18 protein-coding genes and 1 other RNA gene are annotated in these 18,097 nt (G+C 70.9%); 8 read left to right on the plus strand and 11 right to left on the minus strand.

Features of this window, described 5'->3' with window-relative positions:
* Positions 1-5: 5 nt before the first annotated feature.
* Both NBW76_RS14515 and NBW76_RS14520 read right to left on the minus strand, forming a co-directional pair.
* Positions 6-302 carry a 4a-hydroxytetrahydrobiopterin dehydratase gene (locus tag NBW76_RS14515; RefSeq protein WP_055968788.1) on the minus strand — a complete coding sequence of 99 codons (297 nt, stop codon included), beginning with the start codon at positions 300-302 and terminating at the stop codon, positions 6-8.
* Between the two features lie 16 nt (positions 303-318).
* A complete protein-coding gene (locus NBW76_RS14520; protein ID WP_056552254.1) occupies positions 319-1,167 on the minus strand; it encodes an alpha/beta fold hydrolase in 849 nt (282 codons plus the stop codon).
* A 149-nt stretch (positions 1,168-1,316) separates the two neighbouring features.
* Here NBW76_RS14520 and NBW76_RS14525 point away from each other — a divergent pair, with 149 nt between their 5' ends.
* Positions 1,317-1,928, plus strand: a complete 612-nt coding sequence (locus tag NBW76_RS14525; protein ID WP_200932641.1) for a hypothetical protein — start codon at positions 1,317-1,319, stop codon at positions 1,926-1,928.
* 266 nt (positions 1,929-2,194) lie between these two features.
* Here the strand turns inward: NBW76_RS14525 and ssrA are convergent.
* From ssrA to ftsE, 8 genes are all read right to left on the minus strand, one after another.
* Positions 2,195-2,565: a transfer-messenger RNA gene (ssrA, locus tag NBW76_RS14530) on the minus strand.
* Positions 2,566-2,753: 188 nt separating this feature from the next.
* Positions 2,754-3,566 (minus strand): endonuclease I family protein, encoded by an 813-nt coding sequence (locus NBW76_RS14535; protein ID WP_082481188.1) that lies wholly within the window; start codon positions 3,564-3,566, stop codon positions 2,754-2,756.
* A gap of 81 nt (positions 3,567-3,647) precedes the next feature.
* Positions 3,648-5,024, minus strand: coding sequence for an MFS transporter (locus NBW76_RS14540; protein WP_235492856.1), 1,377 nt, complete (start codon positions 5,022-5,024; stop codon positions 3,648-3,650).
* A complete protein-coding gene (locus NBW76_RS14545) occupies positions 5,021-5,896 on the minus strand; it encodes an amidohydrolase family protein (RefSeq protein WP_056552259.1) in 876 nt (291 codons plus the stop codon). The genes NBW76_RS14540 and NBW76_RS14545 overlap by 4 nt, the downstream gene beginning before the upstream one ends.
* On the minus strand, positions 5,896-6,372 hold the full coding sequence (smpB, locus tag NBW76_RS14550) for an SsrA-binding protein SmpB (protein ID WP_055968797.1): 477 nt from the start codon (positions 6,370-6,372) through the stop codon (positions 5,896-5,898). The genes NBW76_RS14545 and smpB overlap by 1 nt, the downstream gene beginning before the upstream one ends.
* Before the next feature lie 35 nt (positions 6,373-6,407).
* Positions 6,408-7,670 (minus strand): M23 family metallopeptidase, encoded by a 1,263-nt coding sequence (locus NBW76_RS14555; RefSeq protein WP_055968798.1) that lies wholly within the window; start codon positions 7,668-7,670, stop codon positions 6,408-6,410.
* A gap of 194 nt (positions 7,671-7,864) precedes the next feature.
* Entirely contained in the window at positions 7,865-8,779 is a 915-nt protein-coding gene (gene ftsX / locus NBW76_RS14560) for a permease-like cell division protein FtsX (RefSeq protein WP_055968800.1), read from the minus strand.
* A gap of 10 nt (positions 8,780-8,789) precedes the next feature.
* A complete protein-coding gene (gene ftsE, locus NBW76_RS14565) occupies positions 8,790-9,479 on the minus strand; it encodes a cell division ATP-binding protein FtsE (RefSeq protein ID WP_056552262.1) in 690 nt (229 codons plus the stop codon).
* Between the two features lie 67 nt (positions 9,480-9,546).
* Between ftsE and NBW76_RS14570 the strand changes: the two genes are divergently transcribed.
* Positions 9,547-10,071 (plus strand): hypothetical protein, encoded by a 525-nt coding sequence (locus NBW76_RS14570; protein ID WP_055968803.1) that lies wholly within the window; start codon positions 9,547-9,549, stop codon positions 10,069-10,071.
* A gap of 44 nt (positions 10,072-10,115) precedes the next feature.
* Here NBW76_RS14570 and NBW76_RS14575 read toward each other — a convergent pair whose 3' ends face one another.
* Positions 10,116-11,315, minus strand: a complete 1,200-nt coding sequence (locus NBW76_RS14575) for an ROK family protein (RefSeq protein ID WP_056552944.1) — start codon at positions 11,313-11,315, stop codon at positions 10,116-10,118.
* A gap of 108 nt (positions 11,316-11,423) precedes the next feature.
* Here NBW76_RS14575 and NBW76_RS14580 point away from each other — a divergent pair, with 108 nt between their 5' ends.
* The 6 genes from NBW76_RS14580 to NBW76_RS14605 all read left to right on the plus strand — a co-directional run bounded on the left by NBW76_RS14580 (position 11,424) and on the right by NBW76_RS14605 (position 18,087).
* Positions 11,424-12,983, plus strand: coding sequence for a sugar ABC transporter ATP-binding protein (locus NBW76_RS14580; RefSeq protein ID WP_056552265.1), 1,560 nt, complete (start codon positions 11,424-11,426; stop codon positions 12,981-12,983).
* Entirely contained in the window at positions 12,980-14,026 is a 1,047-nt protein-coding gene (locus NBW76_RS14585) for an ABC transporter permease (RefSeq protein WP_055968807.1), read from the plus strand. Before NBW76_RS14580 ends, NBW76_RS14585 begins: the two co-directional genes overlap by 4 nt.
* Before the next feature lie 18 nt (positions 14,027-14,044).
* Positions 14,045-15,088, plus strand: a complete 1,044-nt coding sequence (locus tag NBW76_RS14590; protein ID WP_055968809.1) for a substrate-binding domain-containing protein — start codon at positions 14,045-14,047, stop codon at positions 15,086-15,088.
* Between the two features lie 73 nt (positions 15,089-15,161).
* Positions 15,162-16,379, plus strand: a complete 1,218-nt coding sequence (locus NBW76_RS14595) for a Gfo/Idh/MocA family protein (protein ID WP_056552268.1) — start codon at positions 15,162-15,164, stop codon at positions 16,377-16,379.
* Positions 16,380-16,381: 2 nt separating this feature from the next.
* Entirely contained in the window at positions 16,382-17,389 is a 1,008-nt protein-coding gene (locus tag NBW76_RS14600; protein WP_056552273.1) for a sugar phosphate isomerase/epimerase, read from the plus strand.
* 71 nt (positions 17,390-17,460) lie between these two features.
* Positions 17,461-18,087, plus strand: coding sequence for a DinB family protein (locus tag NBW76_RS14605; protein WP_056552274.1), 627 nt, complete (start codon positions 17,461-17,463; stop codon positions 18,085-18,087).
* The last annotated feature ends 10 nt before the right edge of the window (positions 18,088-18,097 follow it).

An 18,097-nucleotide genomic window follows, 5' to 3' on the forward strand; every position in this document is an offset into this window, starting at 1 on the left:
GCGACCTACCGTGCGGCGTCGCCGGCCAGCTCGTCGAGCACCTCGGCCAGGCGGACGTCACGACCACTGACACCACTGACGTCGTGGCTGCTGAGTCGCACCTCGACGCGGTCGTACACGTTGGTCCACTCGGGGTGGTGGTCCATCTCGTCGATGCGCGGTGCAGCAGCGGCCATGAAGGCGATCGCGGCCGCGAAGCCGTCGAAGGTGTAGGTGCGTGTCAGCCCCGACACGTCGCCGGACCAGCCGGGCAGGTGCTCGAGGGCCTGGGTCACGCGCGCGGGGTCGAACGGCTCGTCCATGCCCCGACCGTACGCGTCAGGCCGCGACGGCGCGAGCCCGTCGAGTGATCGCGTCCACCAGCACCTGCGGCTCGTGGTCGGGGATCCAGTGGCTGACCCCCTCCAGGACGACGAGCTCGTACGGCGCGTCCACGTGCTGGGGCGTGAGGTCGACCCCCTTGCGACCGAGGGCCACGTCGCCCGTGCTCCAGACCATGGTCGTGGGCACCCGCACCCTCCCCTGCACCGAGCTCATCGAGAACGGGAGGCCGCGGTAGTAGCCGAGGCCACCGGCCAGGGCACCGCCGTCGATCATCTCGGCCTGGAACCGCTCACGGAGCCCACGGTCCATGCCCGCGTGGGCGAGGGCGCGCTCCCGGACCCCCTTCGCCCGCGTGAGCACCAGCTCGGGCACGACCGGCAGCTGGAAGAAGCCCATGTACCAGGACTTCAGCAGCTGCGTGCTGCGCAGCATCGACGTCATGAAGGCGGCCGGGTGCGGGACCGAGACCGCTGTCCAGGACTGCAGGAGCTCGGGTCGGGAGGCAGCGACGTACCAGCCGATGGCCGAGCCCCAGTCGTGGCCCACGAGGTGCACGGGCCTGCCGACGATCTCGAGGAGCGCGGCCACGTCGGCGGCGATGAGGTCACCGGCATAGGCCTTGCGGCCACGGGGGCGGGCCCCCGGGGAGTAGCCGCGCAGGTCGGGGGCGATGGTGCGGTACCCCTCCGCGTGCAGCAGCTCGCTCACCCGCTCCCACGAGGTCGCCTTCTGCGGGAACCCGTGCAGCAGCACCACCGGGTCTCCCCCGATCGGCCCGGTGTCGGTGACGTCGAACGTCAGACCGTCGTGGGAGTACGTGTGGATGCGTCGCGCAGCAGACATGCCGCGAGCATACCGACGGTACGCGTCAGCGCCAGCGCCTCGCGCTCCACGAGCGTGGACGCCCAGCCTCCGCAGACCCCGACCACAGGTTCACCACAGGGTGGACAGCCACCGTGGACGAGGTCCGCACCACCGAGGAGAGAGACACCATGAACAGCTCGACCGCAGCACGCATCGGCATCGCCGGCATCGTCGCCGGAGCCGGACTGGCCGCCGGCGGCATCGCCGTCGCGTCCGCCGAGGACACCGCCGGGAGCACCGCGAGCTCCAGCGCCCACCCGGGCGGTCATCGCGGCGGACCCGGCGTCCTCGCCGAGACGCTCGCCGAGGAGCTCGACCTGGAGCAGTCCGACGTCGAGGACGCGCTCGCCGCCGTCCGGGAGGACCTGCGCCCCGACGCGCCCGCCGAGGGCGAGAAGCCGACCCCGCCCTCCGACGAGGAGCGAGCCGACCGCCAGGCCGCCCTCGCCAAGGCTCTCGCGAAGGAGCTCGACGTCTCCGAGGCGAAGGTGACGGCCGCGCTGGCGGCCGCCGAGAAGCAGGCAGCGAGCGATCGCGAGGAGCGTCAGGCCGAGAGCCGCACCGCCCTCGTCGAGCGTCTCGACGCCGCCGTGGAGGACGGCACGCTCACGAAGGCCGACAAGACGTCGGTGCTCAAGGCGTACGACGCCGAGCTGCTGGGCGGTGGGCCGGGGCTGGGTGGCCCGGGTGGGCGTGGTGCGGGTGGACCGGGCGGGCCGAAGGCCGACGCCGCGTCCTGACGGTCGCTGACTGCTCCTGCGTTTCGGGACGCCATCGTCCGTCCTCCCGAGCGATTCGGAAGATGGTGTCCTGAGGCGGGACGGTCACGCGGTGCGCGGCCTGGCATGGACGGGTGAGGAGCTGCCGGGATCCCTCCGGAGGCCGCTCCGCGGCGCAGGGTGGGGCCCACTCGATTCACGGTGTCTGTTTCACCGAGCCTCGAAGGCCCCGCACGGCACACGAAGGCCCCGCACCGTCACGTGGACGGTGCGGGGCCTTCGAGGCTCGGTGGAGCTGCCGGGAATCGAACCCGGGTCCTTTGGCGCTGAGTCAGGTCTTCTCCGGGTGCAGTGCGTCATGTCGCTTTTCTCAGCCCTGGTGCTCGGACGAACACGTCACCAACAGGCTCAGTCACGAAAAAGTCCCGATCGCGTCACGTGACGCTACGCGATCAGCAAGTCCCCTAGATGAGACAGACGATCCGGGACGGGGACGCTCCCGGGTCTGCCCTTCACCAGTCGCTGTCAGGCAGCGAGGGCGAAGTCAGTGCGCTTGGAATCGGCACTTGTGGTTTGCGACGAACGTTAAAGAGATGACGTCGCGTTCTCTACCCGCTTCTCCTGAGTCGAACGACCAAAGTCGAAACCGATCAGCCCCTCTTGAGTTGTCAACCGACACCCACCTTCACAGGCACGGTGTCTCCATCACTGTACAACCGCGCGACGACACCGCGCATTCCTCGCGCCACCGGACCCCACCATCGGTGGATGCGCAACGTCAGCAGGACTCCTGCGGTTGCGCATCCACCGATGCGGGCGGTGGCGGGCCCTACGGCCGGATCGGCTCTAGCCGAAGACGGACTGCGCCCACTCCGGGTGGTCGATGAACGGGTTGCGGTTGCCCTGGTAGCGGGTGTCGATGAGGTCGTTGCGGCGCTGCTCCGCCGCCGACGGCGGGTCCTGCGCGTGCCACTGCAGCAGCACCGAGATCCGGCCGAGGTAGGGCGTCGTGCCGTTGACCTGGTTGTTGGCCTCCAGGTCGGCGAAGCCGTCGCCGCCCTCGTAGCGCACCGCCATGTACATGACCATGCGCGCCACGTCGCCCTTCACCGCGGCCGGCGGCTCGAACGAGTCACCGTCGGTCAGGCACGACGAGCAGCCGCTCACCGACGACCCGCCCGCGTCGAAGTCCTTGTTGCCGCGGGTGCCGTTCACCTGCACGTCCTCAGGACGCAGGTGGTGCAGGTCGGTGCCGGGGCCGGTCGACGTCCCGAAGTCCCCGTGCGACTGCGGCCAGACGTGCTCGCGGTTCCAGTCGCCGACGTTGCCGCCGTTCGCCGACTTCGAGCGCGAGACCTGCGAGTAGAAGAGCTTCACGTTGTTGCTGTTGGCGGGGTCCTGGTCGGTGACCTTCAGGGCCTCCCAGACGGCCGAGTACGAGATCCGCGTCTGCACCGAGATGATGTCGTGCAGCTCGTCCTTCAGCGCCGCGCCGCTGAGGCCCTGAGCGCTGTCGTAGTAGCCGGGCTCCGGTGCGGCGTCGGCTGCCCGCGGCAGCACGGCCAGGACGAGCGTGATGATGATGGCCAGGCCGGCGTGTCGGGGCGTGCGCCGGCTCGTGGCCGCGCACCCCCGCCCGGCTCCCCCGAGTCGAGTCATGGGCACCACCCCACACCATCGGGTCGTCCGTGACCAGACCTGCGACCGGACGTTCACCCGATCGTCACGCTCGGCGGGCGGCTACGCGGAGGTCGGGGCGCGGTCCGGGTCGGCCGAGCGTCCGTGCACCAGGGCAGCGGCGCAGCCTGCAGCCACCACGAGCAGCCCGACGCAGATCCAGGTGCCGACGCGGAAGCCCGGCCCGAAGACGTCGGGCGAGGCGAAGTCCGGCCCCGCGATGCCCGCGAGCGGCGGGATCGCGGCCACCGCGAGGAGGCCTGCCGTCCGCGAGACCGCGTTGTTGATGCCCGAGGCGATGCCGGCCTGGTCGTCCGGTGCGGCAGCGAGCACCGCCGTGGTGAGCGGCGCCACCAGCAGGGTGAGGCCGAGCCCCATGAGCACCGCTCCGGGGAGCACGTCGAGCCAGAAGCTCGCATCGGCACCGATGCGCAGGTACAGCAGCAGGCCCGCCGCCGACAGCAGCGGCCCCACGGTCATCGGGACACGGGGTCCGATGCGCTGGCCCAGGGCACCCGCCCGCGAGGAGAACAGCAGCATGAGCACGGTCAGGGGCAGCGTCGCCAGGCCGGCCTCGAGCGGGGAGTACCCGGCCACGTACTGCAGCTGCAGCACCAGCAGGAACATGGACCCGCTGAGCGCGCCGTAGATGGCGAAGGTGCAGATGTTCGCCGCCGTGAACACGCGGTCGGCGAACAACGACAGCGGCACGAGCGCGTGCGGAGCGCGCCACTGGTGCACCACGAAGGCGACCAGCAGGGCCAGGCCCGCGAGGCTCGGCGCCCACTCCTGCTGGACCAGTCCGTAGGTCAGGAAGGCCAGGGTGCCGACCGTCAGCAGCGAGCCCTCGACGTCGAGCCGCTCCTGCGCACCCGTCGACTCCGGGACGTGCCGCCACGTGACCCAGACGACCACAGCGGCCAGGGGCAGGTTGATCCAGAAGACCGATCGCCAACCCACGGCGTCGACGAGCGTGCCGCCGACGAGCGGGCCGAGCGCCGTCGTGACGCCGGCCAGGCCCGACCAGAGGCCGATGGCGCGGCCCCGGTCGTCGGGGTGGATCGAGGCCGAGATGATCGCGAGGCTCCCCGGCGTCAGCAGGGCCCCGCCGACCCCCTGCAGCCCCCGAGCCGCCACGAGCACCTCGATCGTCGGCGCGAGCGCGCAGGCCAAGGACGCCACGGCGAACCACACGACGCCGACGAGGAAGACCCGACGTCGGCCCCACCGGTCGCCGAGCGAGCCACCGACGAGGATGAGGGCGGCCAGGGTGAGCGTGTAGGCGTTGACCGTCCACTGCAGACCCGCCACGCCCGCGTCGAGGTCCCCGTCGATCGCGGGCAGGGCCAGGTTGACGATGGAGCCGTCGAGGAACGCCATCCCCGTGCCGAGGACCATCGCAGCGACGAGCCACCGTCCCGCGGCGGAGTCGAGCCTCACGAGGTGTACCCGAACAGCTCGGCGCCGTTGCGCCAGAGCACCCGCCGCAACCAGTCCTCGCCGAGGTCGAGCCGCTGGAGCACCTCGACCTGGTGGGCGTAGGGGTACGGGATGTTCGGGAAGTCGGTGCCCAGCAGGATCCGGTCACCCAGGTCCGCGAGCCTGGGCGCGACGTCGACCGGTGGCGGGCCGTCCCAGAAGTCCACGAGCGCCATCGTCACGTCGAGGCGGACGTCGGGGTGGGCGTCGGCGAGGTCTAGGAACGCCGCGTACTCGGGCATGCCGAGGTGCGCCACGATGATCCGCAGGCCCGGGAAGCGGTCCAGCACCCGGGCCAGTCCGTCGGGCCCGGTGTGGGTGCCCGGGGCGGGCCCGGAACCGGCGTGCAGCACCACGGGGGTGCCGCTCTCGGCGAGCGTGCCCCACACGGGGTCGAGGAGCGGGTCGTCGGCGGCGAAGTCGCCGACCTGCAGGTGGGCCTTGAAGACCTCGACCCCACCCTCGACGAGCCCCGGCACGTAGGACGCCGCCTCGACCTCGGGGTAGAAGGTGGCCGAGCGCAACGCCTCGGGCACACGGTCGGCGAAGCCCAGCGTCCACTCGTTCATGAAGGTCGCGACACCGGGCCGGTGCGCGTACGACAGGGCGGAGAAGTGCTTGACGCCCATCGCACGCAGCTGCTCGACGCGTTCCTCGTCGCTCCCCCGGTACGCGATCGGCCACGCACGACCGAGCAGGGGGCCCGCGGCGTCGAAGTAGGCCCACACCTTGGCGAGCACCTTCGGGTGCATGAAGTGCACGTGCACGTCGAACAGGCCCGGCAGCCCGAGGTCGTCGGCCAACCCCGGGAGGTCGGCGTCGGACAGCGTCACTACCGGATGCCCTTGATCTTGCGTCCGATCTCGCGCTGGGCGTCGGCCTTCGCCTGCCGCTCGGCGATCGCGTGCCGCTTGTCGTACTGCTTCTTGCCTCGGGCCAGCGCGATCTCGACCTTCGCGCGACCGTCGAGGAAGTACAGGGCGAGCGGCACGATCGTCAGGCCCTTGGCCTGGATGCGCTGCTCGATCTTGTCGATCTCCTGGCGGTTGAGCAGCATCTTGCGGCGACGCCGGGTCTCGTGGTTGGTCCACGTGCCCTGGCTGTACTCCGGGATGTGGACCTGGATCAGCCAGGCCTCGCCGTTCGCGATCTCGCCGAAGCCGTCGACCAGGGACGCGCGACCGGCACGCAACGACTTCACCTCGGTCCCCGTGAGGACCAGTCCGGCCTCGTAGGTGTCCTCGATGTGGTAGTCGTGGCGCGCCTTCTTGTTCTGCGCGATGAGCTTGCGCCCGGTCTCCTTGGCCACCGACCCATCCTAGGGGGTCGGACCCGACGTCCTCGTCAGAGCCAGCTCATCGGGTTGGTCGTGCCGCCGTTCGCCAGCACCATGAAGTGCAGGTGGCACCCCGTGGAGTAGCCGGTGCTGCCGACGTAGCCGATGACCTCGCCACGCGAGACCTTCGCACCGCTGCCGCGGGCGAACCGCGACAGGTGGTTGTAGGTCGTCACGATGCTCTTGCCGCGCTTGACGCCGTTGGCGAGGATCACGCGGTTGCCGTACCCGGCGTTGTAGTACTGCTGGATGATCGTGCCGCTGGCGGCCGCACGAATCGGCGTGCCACAGCCGACGCCGAAGTCCGTGCCGTCGTGCAGCTTGTACACGCCCGTGACGGGGTGCACGCGCATGCCGTAGGGCGAGGTGACCGGCCCGCTCACGGGGTAGGAGAGCGCACCACCCTTGTCGCCTCCGGAGACGCCTCCACTGGTGCCGCCGCCCTTGCCGCCCTTGTTGGCCTTCTCGAGCTCGCGCCGGGCGAGCTCCTCCAGCTGGGACTGCAGACGGTTGCGCTCGGCCTCGTACGCGGCCAGGAGCTTGGCGTCCTCGGCCCGTGCGGCCTTCGCGGCGGTGCTGGCACTCGCGCGGGCGTCGACAAGCTCGCCGACCTCGGCGGCCTGCGCCTCGGCGGCCGCCTCGAGCTCGGTCATCTTCTGCAGGTTGGCGGCGGCGGCCTTGCGGGCCACGGCCACCTGGTCGCGCAGCTCCTCGACCTTGTCGCGGTTGAGTCGCAGCATCACCTTGGCGGCCGCGAGCTTCTGCATGCGCGAGACCTGCGCGTCGCCCACGGAGGCGTTGAGGCTCATCCGGTCGGTGAACGTGGTGGGGCTCTCGCCGCCCAGCAGCTCGCCGAAGGCGCGCATGCCGCGGTCGCCGTCCTGCACGGTCTCCACGGTGAAGGCGGCGACGGACTCCTCGGACTTCTTGAGCCGCTTCTCGCCCTTCTTCAGGGCGGCGACGGCCTTGTCGAGCGCCGCCTCGCTGCGGTCGAGCTCGGCCTGCATCCGCGTGTCCTCGGCCTGGGAGACCGCCAGCTGACCGCGGGTCTCACCGAGCGTGGCGCGTGCCGAGGTCAGCTTCGACTGCGCCGCCTCGAGAGCGGCGGCGGCCTTGTTGTAGGCCGCGCTGGAGGAGTCGAGGGCCTTCTGGGCGCCGTCGATCTTGCCGCTGACGCCCTTCTTCTGCCGCTCGAGGTCGTCCTTCTTGTCGGCCAGGACGGGGTTCGTGAAGCCGACGACGATCAGGCTCGCCGCGAGGGCCGCGACCACGGCCCTGACCACATGACGCCCGAGCAGGTGGCGGCGGGGGGCATGACGACGGGCCGCGGGTCGAGGATCGCGGGACGTGGGCACAGACATGGGACCTCGACGTTGGGGAAGGAATCGTGCGAGGCAGGCCGCCGGCCATCTCTCGATGAGGCGGATGGTGCGGGTGTTACTGGTGTGACTCTAAGCCATGGTGCTCAGACGTCAAGGTACTTCCGCGTCATCACGAGGGTCGGGACCAGCGCGAGCAGCAGGGCCAGGACCGTCGTGTAGCCCATGACGGCGGCGGCCTCCTGCCATCGGATCCAGGTCGTCAGCTCGCCCAGCGTGGTGCGCAGGTAGCCGTAGACGACGAACCACATGAAGGCCGCCAGCCCGGCGGCCGCCAGGGCCGCCGACAGCACCGCGGCCAGCATCGACTCCAGCACGAACGGCAGCTGGATGTGCCAGCTGGACGCTCCGACCAGGCGCATGATGCCGATCTCGCGGCGTCGCGCGTAGGCGGTCATGCGGATGGTGTTGGAGACCTGGAGGATGGCCGCGACGATGAGCAGGAGCGACGTGGCGAGGGCGGCCCAGCGCATCTTGTCGAGGATCTCGAACAGCGGCCCGAGCAGCTTCTTGAGCGACTGCACGTTGCCGACGCCGTCCATGCCCGAGACCTGGCTGACGAGGCCGTCGAACTCCTGCGGGTCGTTGAGCGTGACGAAGTAGGACTCCGGGAAGTCGGCCGGCTCGACCGTCTCGAGCTGGGCCTTGCCGCTGTCGGTCTGGCCGAGCAGCTCACGTGCCTTGTCGTAGTTCTCCTGCGGGGAGCGCACGTCGTAGGACTTGACCTCGGGGTTCGTGGAGAGCGCCTCCTGGACCGCCGCGGTCTGCTCGTCGGTGGCCGCCCCGCCCACGCACGTCGGCGCGGTGGAGTTGTCGGTGCACAGGTTGACCTGCACCTGCAGCTTGTCGCCGTAGAACTGCTCGGTGCGGTCGGCCTGGCTCTGCAGCAGCAGGCCGAGGGCGGCCAGCAGCAGCGAGACGGTCATGGTGACGATCAAGGAGATCGTCATGGACGTGTTGCGGGACAGGCTCGCGCGGAGCTCGCTCATGATGGTGCGCACGGTGATCGCCTCAGGACTGGTAGCCGTAGATGCCGCGGGCCTCGTCGCGCACGACGCGCCCCTCGTCGAGCTCGATGACGCGCTTGCGCATCTGGTCGACGATCGAGGAGTCGTGGGTGGCCATGACGACAGTGGTGTCGGTGCGGTTGATGCGGTCGAGCAGCTTCATGATGCCGACGCTGGTGGTGGGGTCGAGGTTGCCGGTGGGCTCGTCGGCGATGAGGATCATCGGTCGGTTCACGAACGCCCGGGCGATGGCCACGCGCTGCTGCTCACCACCGGAGAGCTCGTCAGGCATGCGGTGCCCCTTGCCCTCCAGGCCGACCATCTCGAGGGTCTCGGGCACGAGCGTGTCGATCTCGGAGCGGTGCTTGCCGATGACCTGCAGCGCGAAGGCCACGTTCTCGTGGACCGTCTTGTTCGGCAGGAGGCGGAAGTCCTGGAACACGGTGCCGACCTGGCGGCGCAGCTTGGGCACCTTCCAGCTGGAGAGCTTGTTGATCTCCTTGCCCGCCACGTGCACCCGGCCGGTGGTGGGCCGGGCCTCGCGGAGGACGAGCCGCAGGAAGGTGGACTTGCCCGACCCCGAGGACCCGACGAGGAAGACGAACTCCCCCTTCTCGATCTCCAGGTCGACGGCGTCCAGGGCAGGACGCTTCTGGCCCGGGTAGGTCTTGGTGACCTTGTCGAAGCGAATCACCCGTCGAGTCTAGGCAGGTCGCTCCACGTCACCGTGCAGACTCGCCCGCCGTGGGTACGGTGACCAGATGCTGCCTCGTCTGCCCGATCCTCGCCGCCTGCCCGAGCTCGTCGACGCGGCGACGTCGGCGCTGCCACGCGCGCTCGGCCTGCTCGACGCGGCCGAGGACCTGGTGCGGCGGGCGCATCGCCTGGTCGACGACATCGACGCCACCCGGGTCGCGGCGGACGCCGTGGTGGTGCGGACCGCCGGCACGGTGGCCAGCGTGCAGCCGACGCTGGACCGCGCCCAGGCCATGGTCGAGACGTTCGGGCCGGTGCTCGACGACCTCGCGCCGATCGCGAAGAACCTGATGCCCACGCTGCAGCGGATCTCCGAGACGACGTCGCCCGAGGAGATCGAGGCGCTGGTCGGGCTCATCGACCACCTGCCGATGCTCGTCGACAAGCTCGAGGCCGACATCGTGCCGATCCTCGAGGACATGCGGAACGTGGGACCCGACATCCACGCCCTGCTGGACACCGCCACCGACCTGGCGGCGATGCTCGAGAAGGTGCCGGGGCTCAACCGTCGTCGCCGCGACGACGACTAGGCAGGGCGCGCGGCGAGGACGGCCGAGGGTCCCGACGGGATCGCTCAGGCCGTGCGCTGGGACGCGCCCTGCGCGACGAAGGCGTCGACGGCGGCCGGCGACAGCACCTCGTCGATCACCATGGCGCCGGCACCGATGACGCCCCCGAGGCTGCCGACGGTGGTGGCGACGATGCGCAGGTGGTTGGTGGCGAGCGGGAGCGACCGCTCGTAGACGACCTCGCGGACGCCTGCGAGCAGGTACTCCCCCGCCTCCGACAGCTTGCCGCCGATGACGATCACCGACGGGTTGAGCAGGTTGACGCAGGTGGCCAGCACCTCGCCGAGGCTGCGGCCGGCGTCGCGCACGGCGTTGAGCGCCACCACGTCGCCGCGGTTGACCGCGTCGACGATGTCCTGGGACGTCTCGACGGACAGACCCTGCTCCCGCAGGCGTGCCGCCACGGCGGGCCCGGCGGCCACGGCCTCGAGGCAGCCGGTGTTGCCGCAGCGGCAGTGAGCGTCGGCCGCGTCGGAGACCCGCACGTGCCCGAGGTCACCCGCCGACCCGAGGGCGCCGCGCAGCAGCTGGCCGTCGGACACGATGCCCGCTCCGATGCCGGTGGCGACCTTGACGAGCAGCAGGTGCTCGCCGCGGTGGCCGCGCACGTGCTCGCCGAGCGCCATCAGGTTCACGTCGTTGTCCACGAGGACCGGACCGGAGAACGTGCGACCGAGGTGCCCGGGGACGTCGAAGTCGTGCCAGCCGGGCATGATCGGCGGACTCACCGGTCGACCGACGGCGTGCTCGACCGGACCGGGCAGACCGATCCCGACGCCGGCGACGTCGGACACCGGGCGACCGCGGTCGGCGAGCAGCTCGAGCCCGATCGAGGTGACCCGGTCCAGCACGACGGTGGGGCCGTCCGCGATGTCGCACGGAACCGTCCGCTCGACGAGGACCTCGCCGGCGAGGTCGAGCAGGGCGACGCTCGCGTGCGAGGCACCGAGGTCGACCGCCAGGACGACGCGCGCCTCGCCGTGGAAGCGGAACCGGGTGGGCGGCCGACCGCCGGTCGAGACGGTCTCGCCGGTCGGGCGCAGGAGGCCGACGGCCAGCATCGCGTCGACCCGCGCCGTGACGGGAGCCCGCCCCAGCGCCGACCGCTGGCTGAGCTCGGCCCGCGTCCAGGCCTGCCCGTCTCGCAGGTGCTGGAAGAGATCGCCGACGCCGACCAGCGTGGTCGGCAGCGACGACGACGTCATGACCATGAGTCTCCCACACCCCTTCTGTCGGCCCTGCTCAGCAGATAAGTCGAACACAATCAGACTTTTGCTTGACGAGCAACAAAAGAGGTGACTAGGGTCACAGCCATGCCCACCCCCCAGGCACCGCCCCTGCTCGAGATGCGCGGGATCGTCAAGGAGTTCCCCGGAGTCCGGGCGCTCGACGGCGTCGACCTCGTCGTGCGCGCCGGCGAGGTGCACTGCCTCCTGGGCCAGAACGGTGCGGGCAAGTCGACGCTCATCAAGGTGCTCGCCGGCGCGCACGGCGTGGACGCCGGCACCATCACCTGGCGCGGCGAGGAGGTGACGTTCGCGGGCCCGCAGGCCGCGCTCGACACCGGCATCGCCACCATCTACCAGGAGCTCGACCTCGTCGACGGCCTGAGCGTCGCCGACAACATCTTCCTCGGCCACGAGATGTCCCGCGGCGGCGTCACCCGCACCGTCGAGGCGAACCGGGCCGCCCGCGCCCTTCTCGAGCGCCTCGGCCACGCGGAGATCCGACCCGGTCGCGAGGTGGGCAGCCTCTCGGCCGCCGGCAAGCAGATCGTCTCCATGGCCCGTGCGCTCTCGCGCGACGCCCAGGTGATCGTCATGGACGAGCCGTCCGCCGTGCTCGACCCCGACGAGGTCGACGGCCTCTTCCGCGTCGTCGAGGACCTGCGCGCGGCCGGGACGGCCATCATCTACATCTCCCACCGCCTCGAGGAGATCCGGCGCATCGGCGACCGGCTCACCGTCCTCAAGGATGGGCGCACCGTGGCCGGTGACCTGTCGGCGAAGGACACGCCCACGTCCGAGCTCATCACCCTCATGACCGGCCGCGAGGTCTCCTCCGTCTTCCCCGAGCGCCCCGTCGTCACCGGCACCGAGCCGCTGCTGCGCGTCGAGGGGCTCACCCGCACGGGCGAGTTCGAGGACGTCAGCTTCGACGTGCGGCCCGGCGAGGTCGTCGGGATCGCCGGCCTGGTCGGCGCGGGTCGCAGCGAGATCCTCGAGACCGTCTTCGGCGCCCGACGCGCCCACCGGGGCACCGTGACCGTCGACGGCACCGACCTGCGGAACGGCTCCGTGCCGGCGGCGGTCCGCGCCGGAATCGGCCTGTGCCCGGAGGAGCGCAAGTCGCAGGGTCTGGTGCTCGACGACCTCGTCTACCGCAACGTCTCGCTCGCGAGCCTCGGTCGCTTCGCGCGGCTCGGCGTCAGCACCGAGGGCGAGGAGCTCGCCGCCGCCCACGCCGCCACGCGCTCGGTCGACGTCCGCCCCGACGCCCCCACCCGCGTCGTGCGCACGCTGTCGGGCGGGAACCAGCAGAAGGTCGTCCTGGCCCGCTGGCTGCTGCGCGGCTGCAAGGTGCTGCTGCTCGACGAGCCCACCCGCGGCGTCGACGTCGGCGCGCGGGCCGAGATCTACGCGCTCGTGCGCACGCTCGCCGACGAGGGTGTCGCCGTCGTCGTGGTCTCGAGCGACCTCGACGAGGTGATCGGTCTGTCGCACCGCGTGCTCGTCCTGGCCGACGGCCGCGTCGTCCACCACTCCCCCGCCGACGCGATCGACGCGTCCGGCGTCCTCGAACGCATCCTCGCCGTGCACGAGCACGGTGCGGACCATCCGACCACGACCGACCAGAGAGGCGACGTCGCGTGACCGTCACCCCCGATCCCTCAGGCAGCACCGCCCACGACAGCGGGAAGGACCCGGCCCTCTCGGTCCCGGCCCCCTCCCGCCGGTCGATGTCCGGGGGCTCCGGCCTCGGCCGCAACCTCGGCCTCGTCGTCGCGCTCCTGCTGCTGTGCATCATCGGCGTCGCGACGTCGGGCGAGCGCTTCGCGAGCGTCGACAACATGCTCACCGTGCTGCGCGCCGCGTCCGTCATCGGCGTCGTCTCCATCGGGATGACGTTCGTCATCACCGGCGGCGGCATCGACCTCTCCGTGGGCGCGATCGTGGCGCTCTCCTCGGTGTGGGCCACCACCACCGGCACGCAGGCCATGGCCGACGACATCGGCTGGGTCGCGATGGTCTTCGCCGCCGTGGTGGTGGGTGCCGCCTGCGGCGCGGTCAACGGGCTGCTGGTCGCGTACGGCCGCATCGTGCCCTTCATCGCCACCCTGGCGATGCTCGCCGCGGCCCGGGGCCTCGCGGAGATCATCTCCGACCGCAAGACCCAGATCATCCGGAACCAGGGCTTCACCGACCTCTTCGGCTCCGAGCCGCTCGGCATCCCCTTCATCGTCGTGATCTTCGTCGTGGTGGCGGCCGGCGGGTGGTTCCTGCTGAACCGCACGACCTTCGGCCGACGGACCTTCGCGGTCGGCGGCAACCCCGAGGCAGCGCGCCTGGCCGGCATCAAGGTCCAGCGTCACACCGTCTACCTCTACGCCCTGCTCGGCACCACGTGCGGCATCGCCGCCGTGATGCTCATGTCGCGCACCACCACCGGCACGTCGACGCACGGACAGCTCTACGAGCTCGACGCCATCGCCGCCGTCGTGATCGGCGGCACGCTGCTCAGCGGCGGCCGCGGGACCGTGACCGGGACGCTCTTCGGCGTCCTGATCTTCACCGTCCTCACCAATGTCTTCACGCTCAACAACCTGTCGATCTCGGCCCAGGCCGTCGCCAAGGGCGTGATCATCGTGATCGCTGTGCTCCTGCAGCAGCGGATCGCGAACCGCACCACCACATAACCCCCACCCAGGAGTGTCATGACCACGATCCGCCCCCGCCGCCGCACGGTCGCCGCCTTCGGCGCCCTCGCTGCCGCCACGCTCGTCCTCGGCGCCTGCACCAACAGCTCCGACGACTCCGGCTCCACCGGAGCCAGCAAGAGCAACACCGACAACGACAAGTCCGGTGACACCGTCACCATCGGCTTCTCCGCCCCTGCGGCCGACCACGGCTGGATGGGTGCGATCACGAGCTCGGCGAAGGCCCAGGCCGAGCAGTACGACGACGTCGACCTCAAGGTCGCCGAGGGCACGAACGAGGTCGGCCTGCAGATCTCGCAGGTGGAGACCTTCATCAACGACAAGGTCGACGCGATCGTGCTGCTGCCGTTCGACGGCGCCGCCATGACGCCGGTCGCGCTCAAGGCGATGGAGGCCGGCATCCCGGTCATCAACGTCGACCGCGAGTTCGACTCGCCCTTCGCCGCCCGCACCACGGTGCTCGGCGACAACTACGGCATGGGCGTCTCGGCCGGCACCTACGTGTGCGAGCAGGCCGCGGGCGACGAGGACAAGGTCGTCGCGGAGATCGCGGGCATCGACTCCCTGCCCCTGACGCAGGAGCGCTCGAAGGGCTTCTCCGACGCCCTGAAGAAGTGCGGTCTCGAGGTCGAGAACCGCGTCGCCGCCGAGTTCACGGTCGAGTCCGGCGAGCGCGTGGCCTCGAACCTGCTCCAGGCCGCCCCGAAGATCGACTACCTCTGGAACCACGACGACGACCAGGGTGTCGGCGTGCTCGCCGCGATCAAGAACGCCAACCGCGACGAGTTCGTCATGATCGGTGGCGCCGGCTCGGCCAACGTCATGCGCGACATCAAGGCTGACAACACGGTGCTCAAGGCGACGGTCATCTACCCGTCGACGCAGGCCGCCGACGGCATCAAGCTGGCGCGTCTGATCGCGCAGGGGAAGTCGATGTCCGACCTCGCCGAGGTGCAGGTTCCGCGCAAGGTGCAGCTGGCCGCTCCGGTCGTCACGAAGGACAACGTGGACGAGTACATGGACTCCGCCTTCGAGTCCTGAGCCCCACCACCCGGGCCCGCCCGCGCCGACTCCATGCGGTGCGGGCGGGCCTCCCTTCACGACGAGGACACACATGAGCGAGACGACGAACGGGCCCACGAAGGAGCCCACGAACGAGCCCAAGGATGAGCTCGGTGTCGCGATGGTGGGGTACGCCTTCATGGGCGCCGCGCACTCGCAGGCCTGGCGCACCGCCCCGGCCTTCTTCGACCTCCCCCGACGACCCCGCCTGGCCGCGATCTGCGGACGTGACGCCGACGCCGCAGGCGCCGTGGCCGACCGTTTCGGCTGGGAGTCCGTCGAGACCGACTGGCGTCGGCTCCTGGAGCGCGACGACATCGACGTCATCGACATCTGCACGCCGGGCGACACGCACGCGGAGATCGCGATCGCCGCCCTCGAGGCCGGCAAGCACGTCCTGTGCGAGAAGCCGCTGGCCAACACCGTCGAGGAGGCCGAGGCGATGGCCGAGGCCGCGGCAGCCGCGTCGGCCCGGGGCGTTCGCGCCATGGTGGGCTTCACGTACCGGAGGGTCCCCGCGGTCTCGCTGGCGCAGCGCATCGTCGCGTCGGGGCGCCTCGGCACCATCCGGCACGTGCGCGGCCAGTACCTCCAGGACTGGCTGGTCGACGAGGACGCCCCGATGAGCTGGCGTCTGGACAAGAGCAAGGCCGGGTCGGGCGCGCTGGGCGACATCGGCGCCCACGTCATCGACATGGCCCAGTTCGTGACCGGCAGCGCCATCACGACCGTCAGCGGCCTGATGGAGACCTTCGTGACGAGCCGTCCGGTCGCGGGCGAGCGCGCGACGCTCGGCGGCACCGGCGGCTCGGGCGAGCGGGCCGACGTGACCGTCGACGACGCCGCCGCGTTCACCGCCCGCTTCGACGACGGCGCCCTCGGCGTGTTCGAGGCGACCCGGTTCGCCACGGGTCGCAAGAACGCCCTGCGCCTGGAGGTCAACGGCTCGCTCGGGTCGATCGCCTTCGACTTCGAGGACATGAACGTCCTCGAGCTGCACGACGCGACGCTGCCCGCCGAGGAGGCCGGGTTCCGCCGCATCCTCGTCACCGAGGCCGACCACCCCTACGTCGCCGCCTGGTGGCCCCCGGGCCACGGGCTCGGCTACGAGCACGGCTTCACCCACCAGGTCGTCGACCTGGTGCACCACATCGCCGAGGGCACCGACCCGGCCCCGTCGTTCGCCGACGGGCTCGCCGTGCAGCGGGTGCTCGCGGCCGTCGAGGCCAGCAGCGACGCAGCCGGCACCATCCAGAAGACGGGAGCATGACGATGGCACGACCGATCACGCTGTTCACCGGCCAGTGGGCCGACCTGCCCTTCGAGCAGGTGGCTGAGCTGGCCGCCGGCTGGGGCTACGACGGTCTGGAGATCGCCTGCTGGGGCGATCACCTCGACCCCTGGGCCGCCGTGGAGGACCCGGACTACATCGCGACGCGCAAGGAGATCCTCGACCGCCACGGTCTCCAGGTCTTCGCGATCTCCAACCACCTCAAGGGCCAGGCGGTCTGCGACGACCCGATCGACCAGCGCCACCAGGACATCGTCGGCTCGCGCGTGTGGGGCGACGGCGACCCCGAGGGCGTGCGTCAGCGCGCCGCGGAGGAGATGAAGAACACCGCCCGTGCGGCCCGGATGCTCGGCGTCGACACGGTGGTCGGCTTCACCGGCTCGTCGATCTGGAAGTACGTGGCCATGTTCCCGCCGGCCACGCAGGCCATGGTCGACGCGGGTTACCAGGACTTCGCGGACCGCTGGAACCCCATCCTCGACGTGTTCGACGAGGAGGGCGTGCGCTTCGCCCACGAGGTGCACCCCAGCGAGATCGCCTACGACTACTGGACCACGCAGCGGGCGCTGGAGGCCGTGGACCACAGGCCGGCGTTCGGGCTCAACTGGGACCCGTCGCACTTCGTGTGGCAGGACCTCGACCCGCTCGGCTTCCTGTGGGACTTCCGCGAGCGGATCTACCACGTGGACTGCAAGGACGCGAAGAAGCAGGTGGGCAACGGGCGCAACGGCATCCTCGGCTCCCACCTGCCGTGGGCCGACCCGCGACGCGGCTGGGACTTCGTGTCCACCGGTCGCGGCGACGTGCCGTGGGAGGCGTGCTTCCGCATGCTGAACACCATCGGCTACGACGGTCCGGTGTCGGTGGAGTGGGAGGACGCCGGCATGGACCGTCTGCTCGGGGCGCCGGAGGCGCTGGAGTACGTGCGCCGCAACCTGTTCGACGCGCCGGACGCGGCGTTCGACGCGGCGTTCAGCTCCGGGGACTGACGGCACGGATCACTCACCCACCGATCTCGGGGGGACTCGACCCTGTCACCGCACGGTGGCAGGGTCGAGTCATGCCCGACCCCATCGGAAGCGACCCCGTCAGAAGCGACACCACCAGGAGCGAGACCGCCAAGGACGACCTGCACCGCTACCTCCACGGGGCGCGCGACGCCCTGCGCTTCAAGATCGACGGGCTGGGTGAGCTCGACGCCCGCCGCAGCCTCACCCCCACCGGGCTCAGCCTGCTCGGTCTCGTGCACCACACGGCGGTCTGTGCGGCCGAGTACTTCGGCGTGGTCTTCGACCGGCCCTTCCCCGAGCCGACGCCCGACGTCGACGCCGACCCGCACGCCGACTTCGTGGTCCCGTCCGAGGTCTCGCTGGAGGACGCACTGGCCTACGTCGACCGTGCGTGGGCGCATGCCGACGCCACGATCCAGGCGCTCGCGCTCGACGCCGAGGGCACCGTGCCCTGGTGGAGCGGTCCGCGAGCCCGGGTCACGCTGCACCAGGCCATGGTCCACATGATCGCCGAGGCCCACCGTCACGCCGGGCACGCCGACGTGCTGCGCGAGGGTCTCGACGGCTCCGCGGGCCTACGTCCGGACTCCACCAACCTGCCCGAGGGCATGGACTGGGCCGAGCACGTGGCACGGGTCGACCGCGTGGCCAACGCGGCTGCGGCACGTGTCCCCTGAAGGACGGACC

The sequence above is a fragment of the Aeromicrobium sp. Leaf245 genome, assembly GCF_942548115.1.
In the GTDB taxonomy this organism is placed as follows: Bacteria; Actinomycetota; Actinomycetes; order Propionibacteriales; family Nocardioidaceae; genus Aeromicrobium.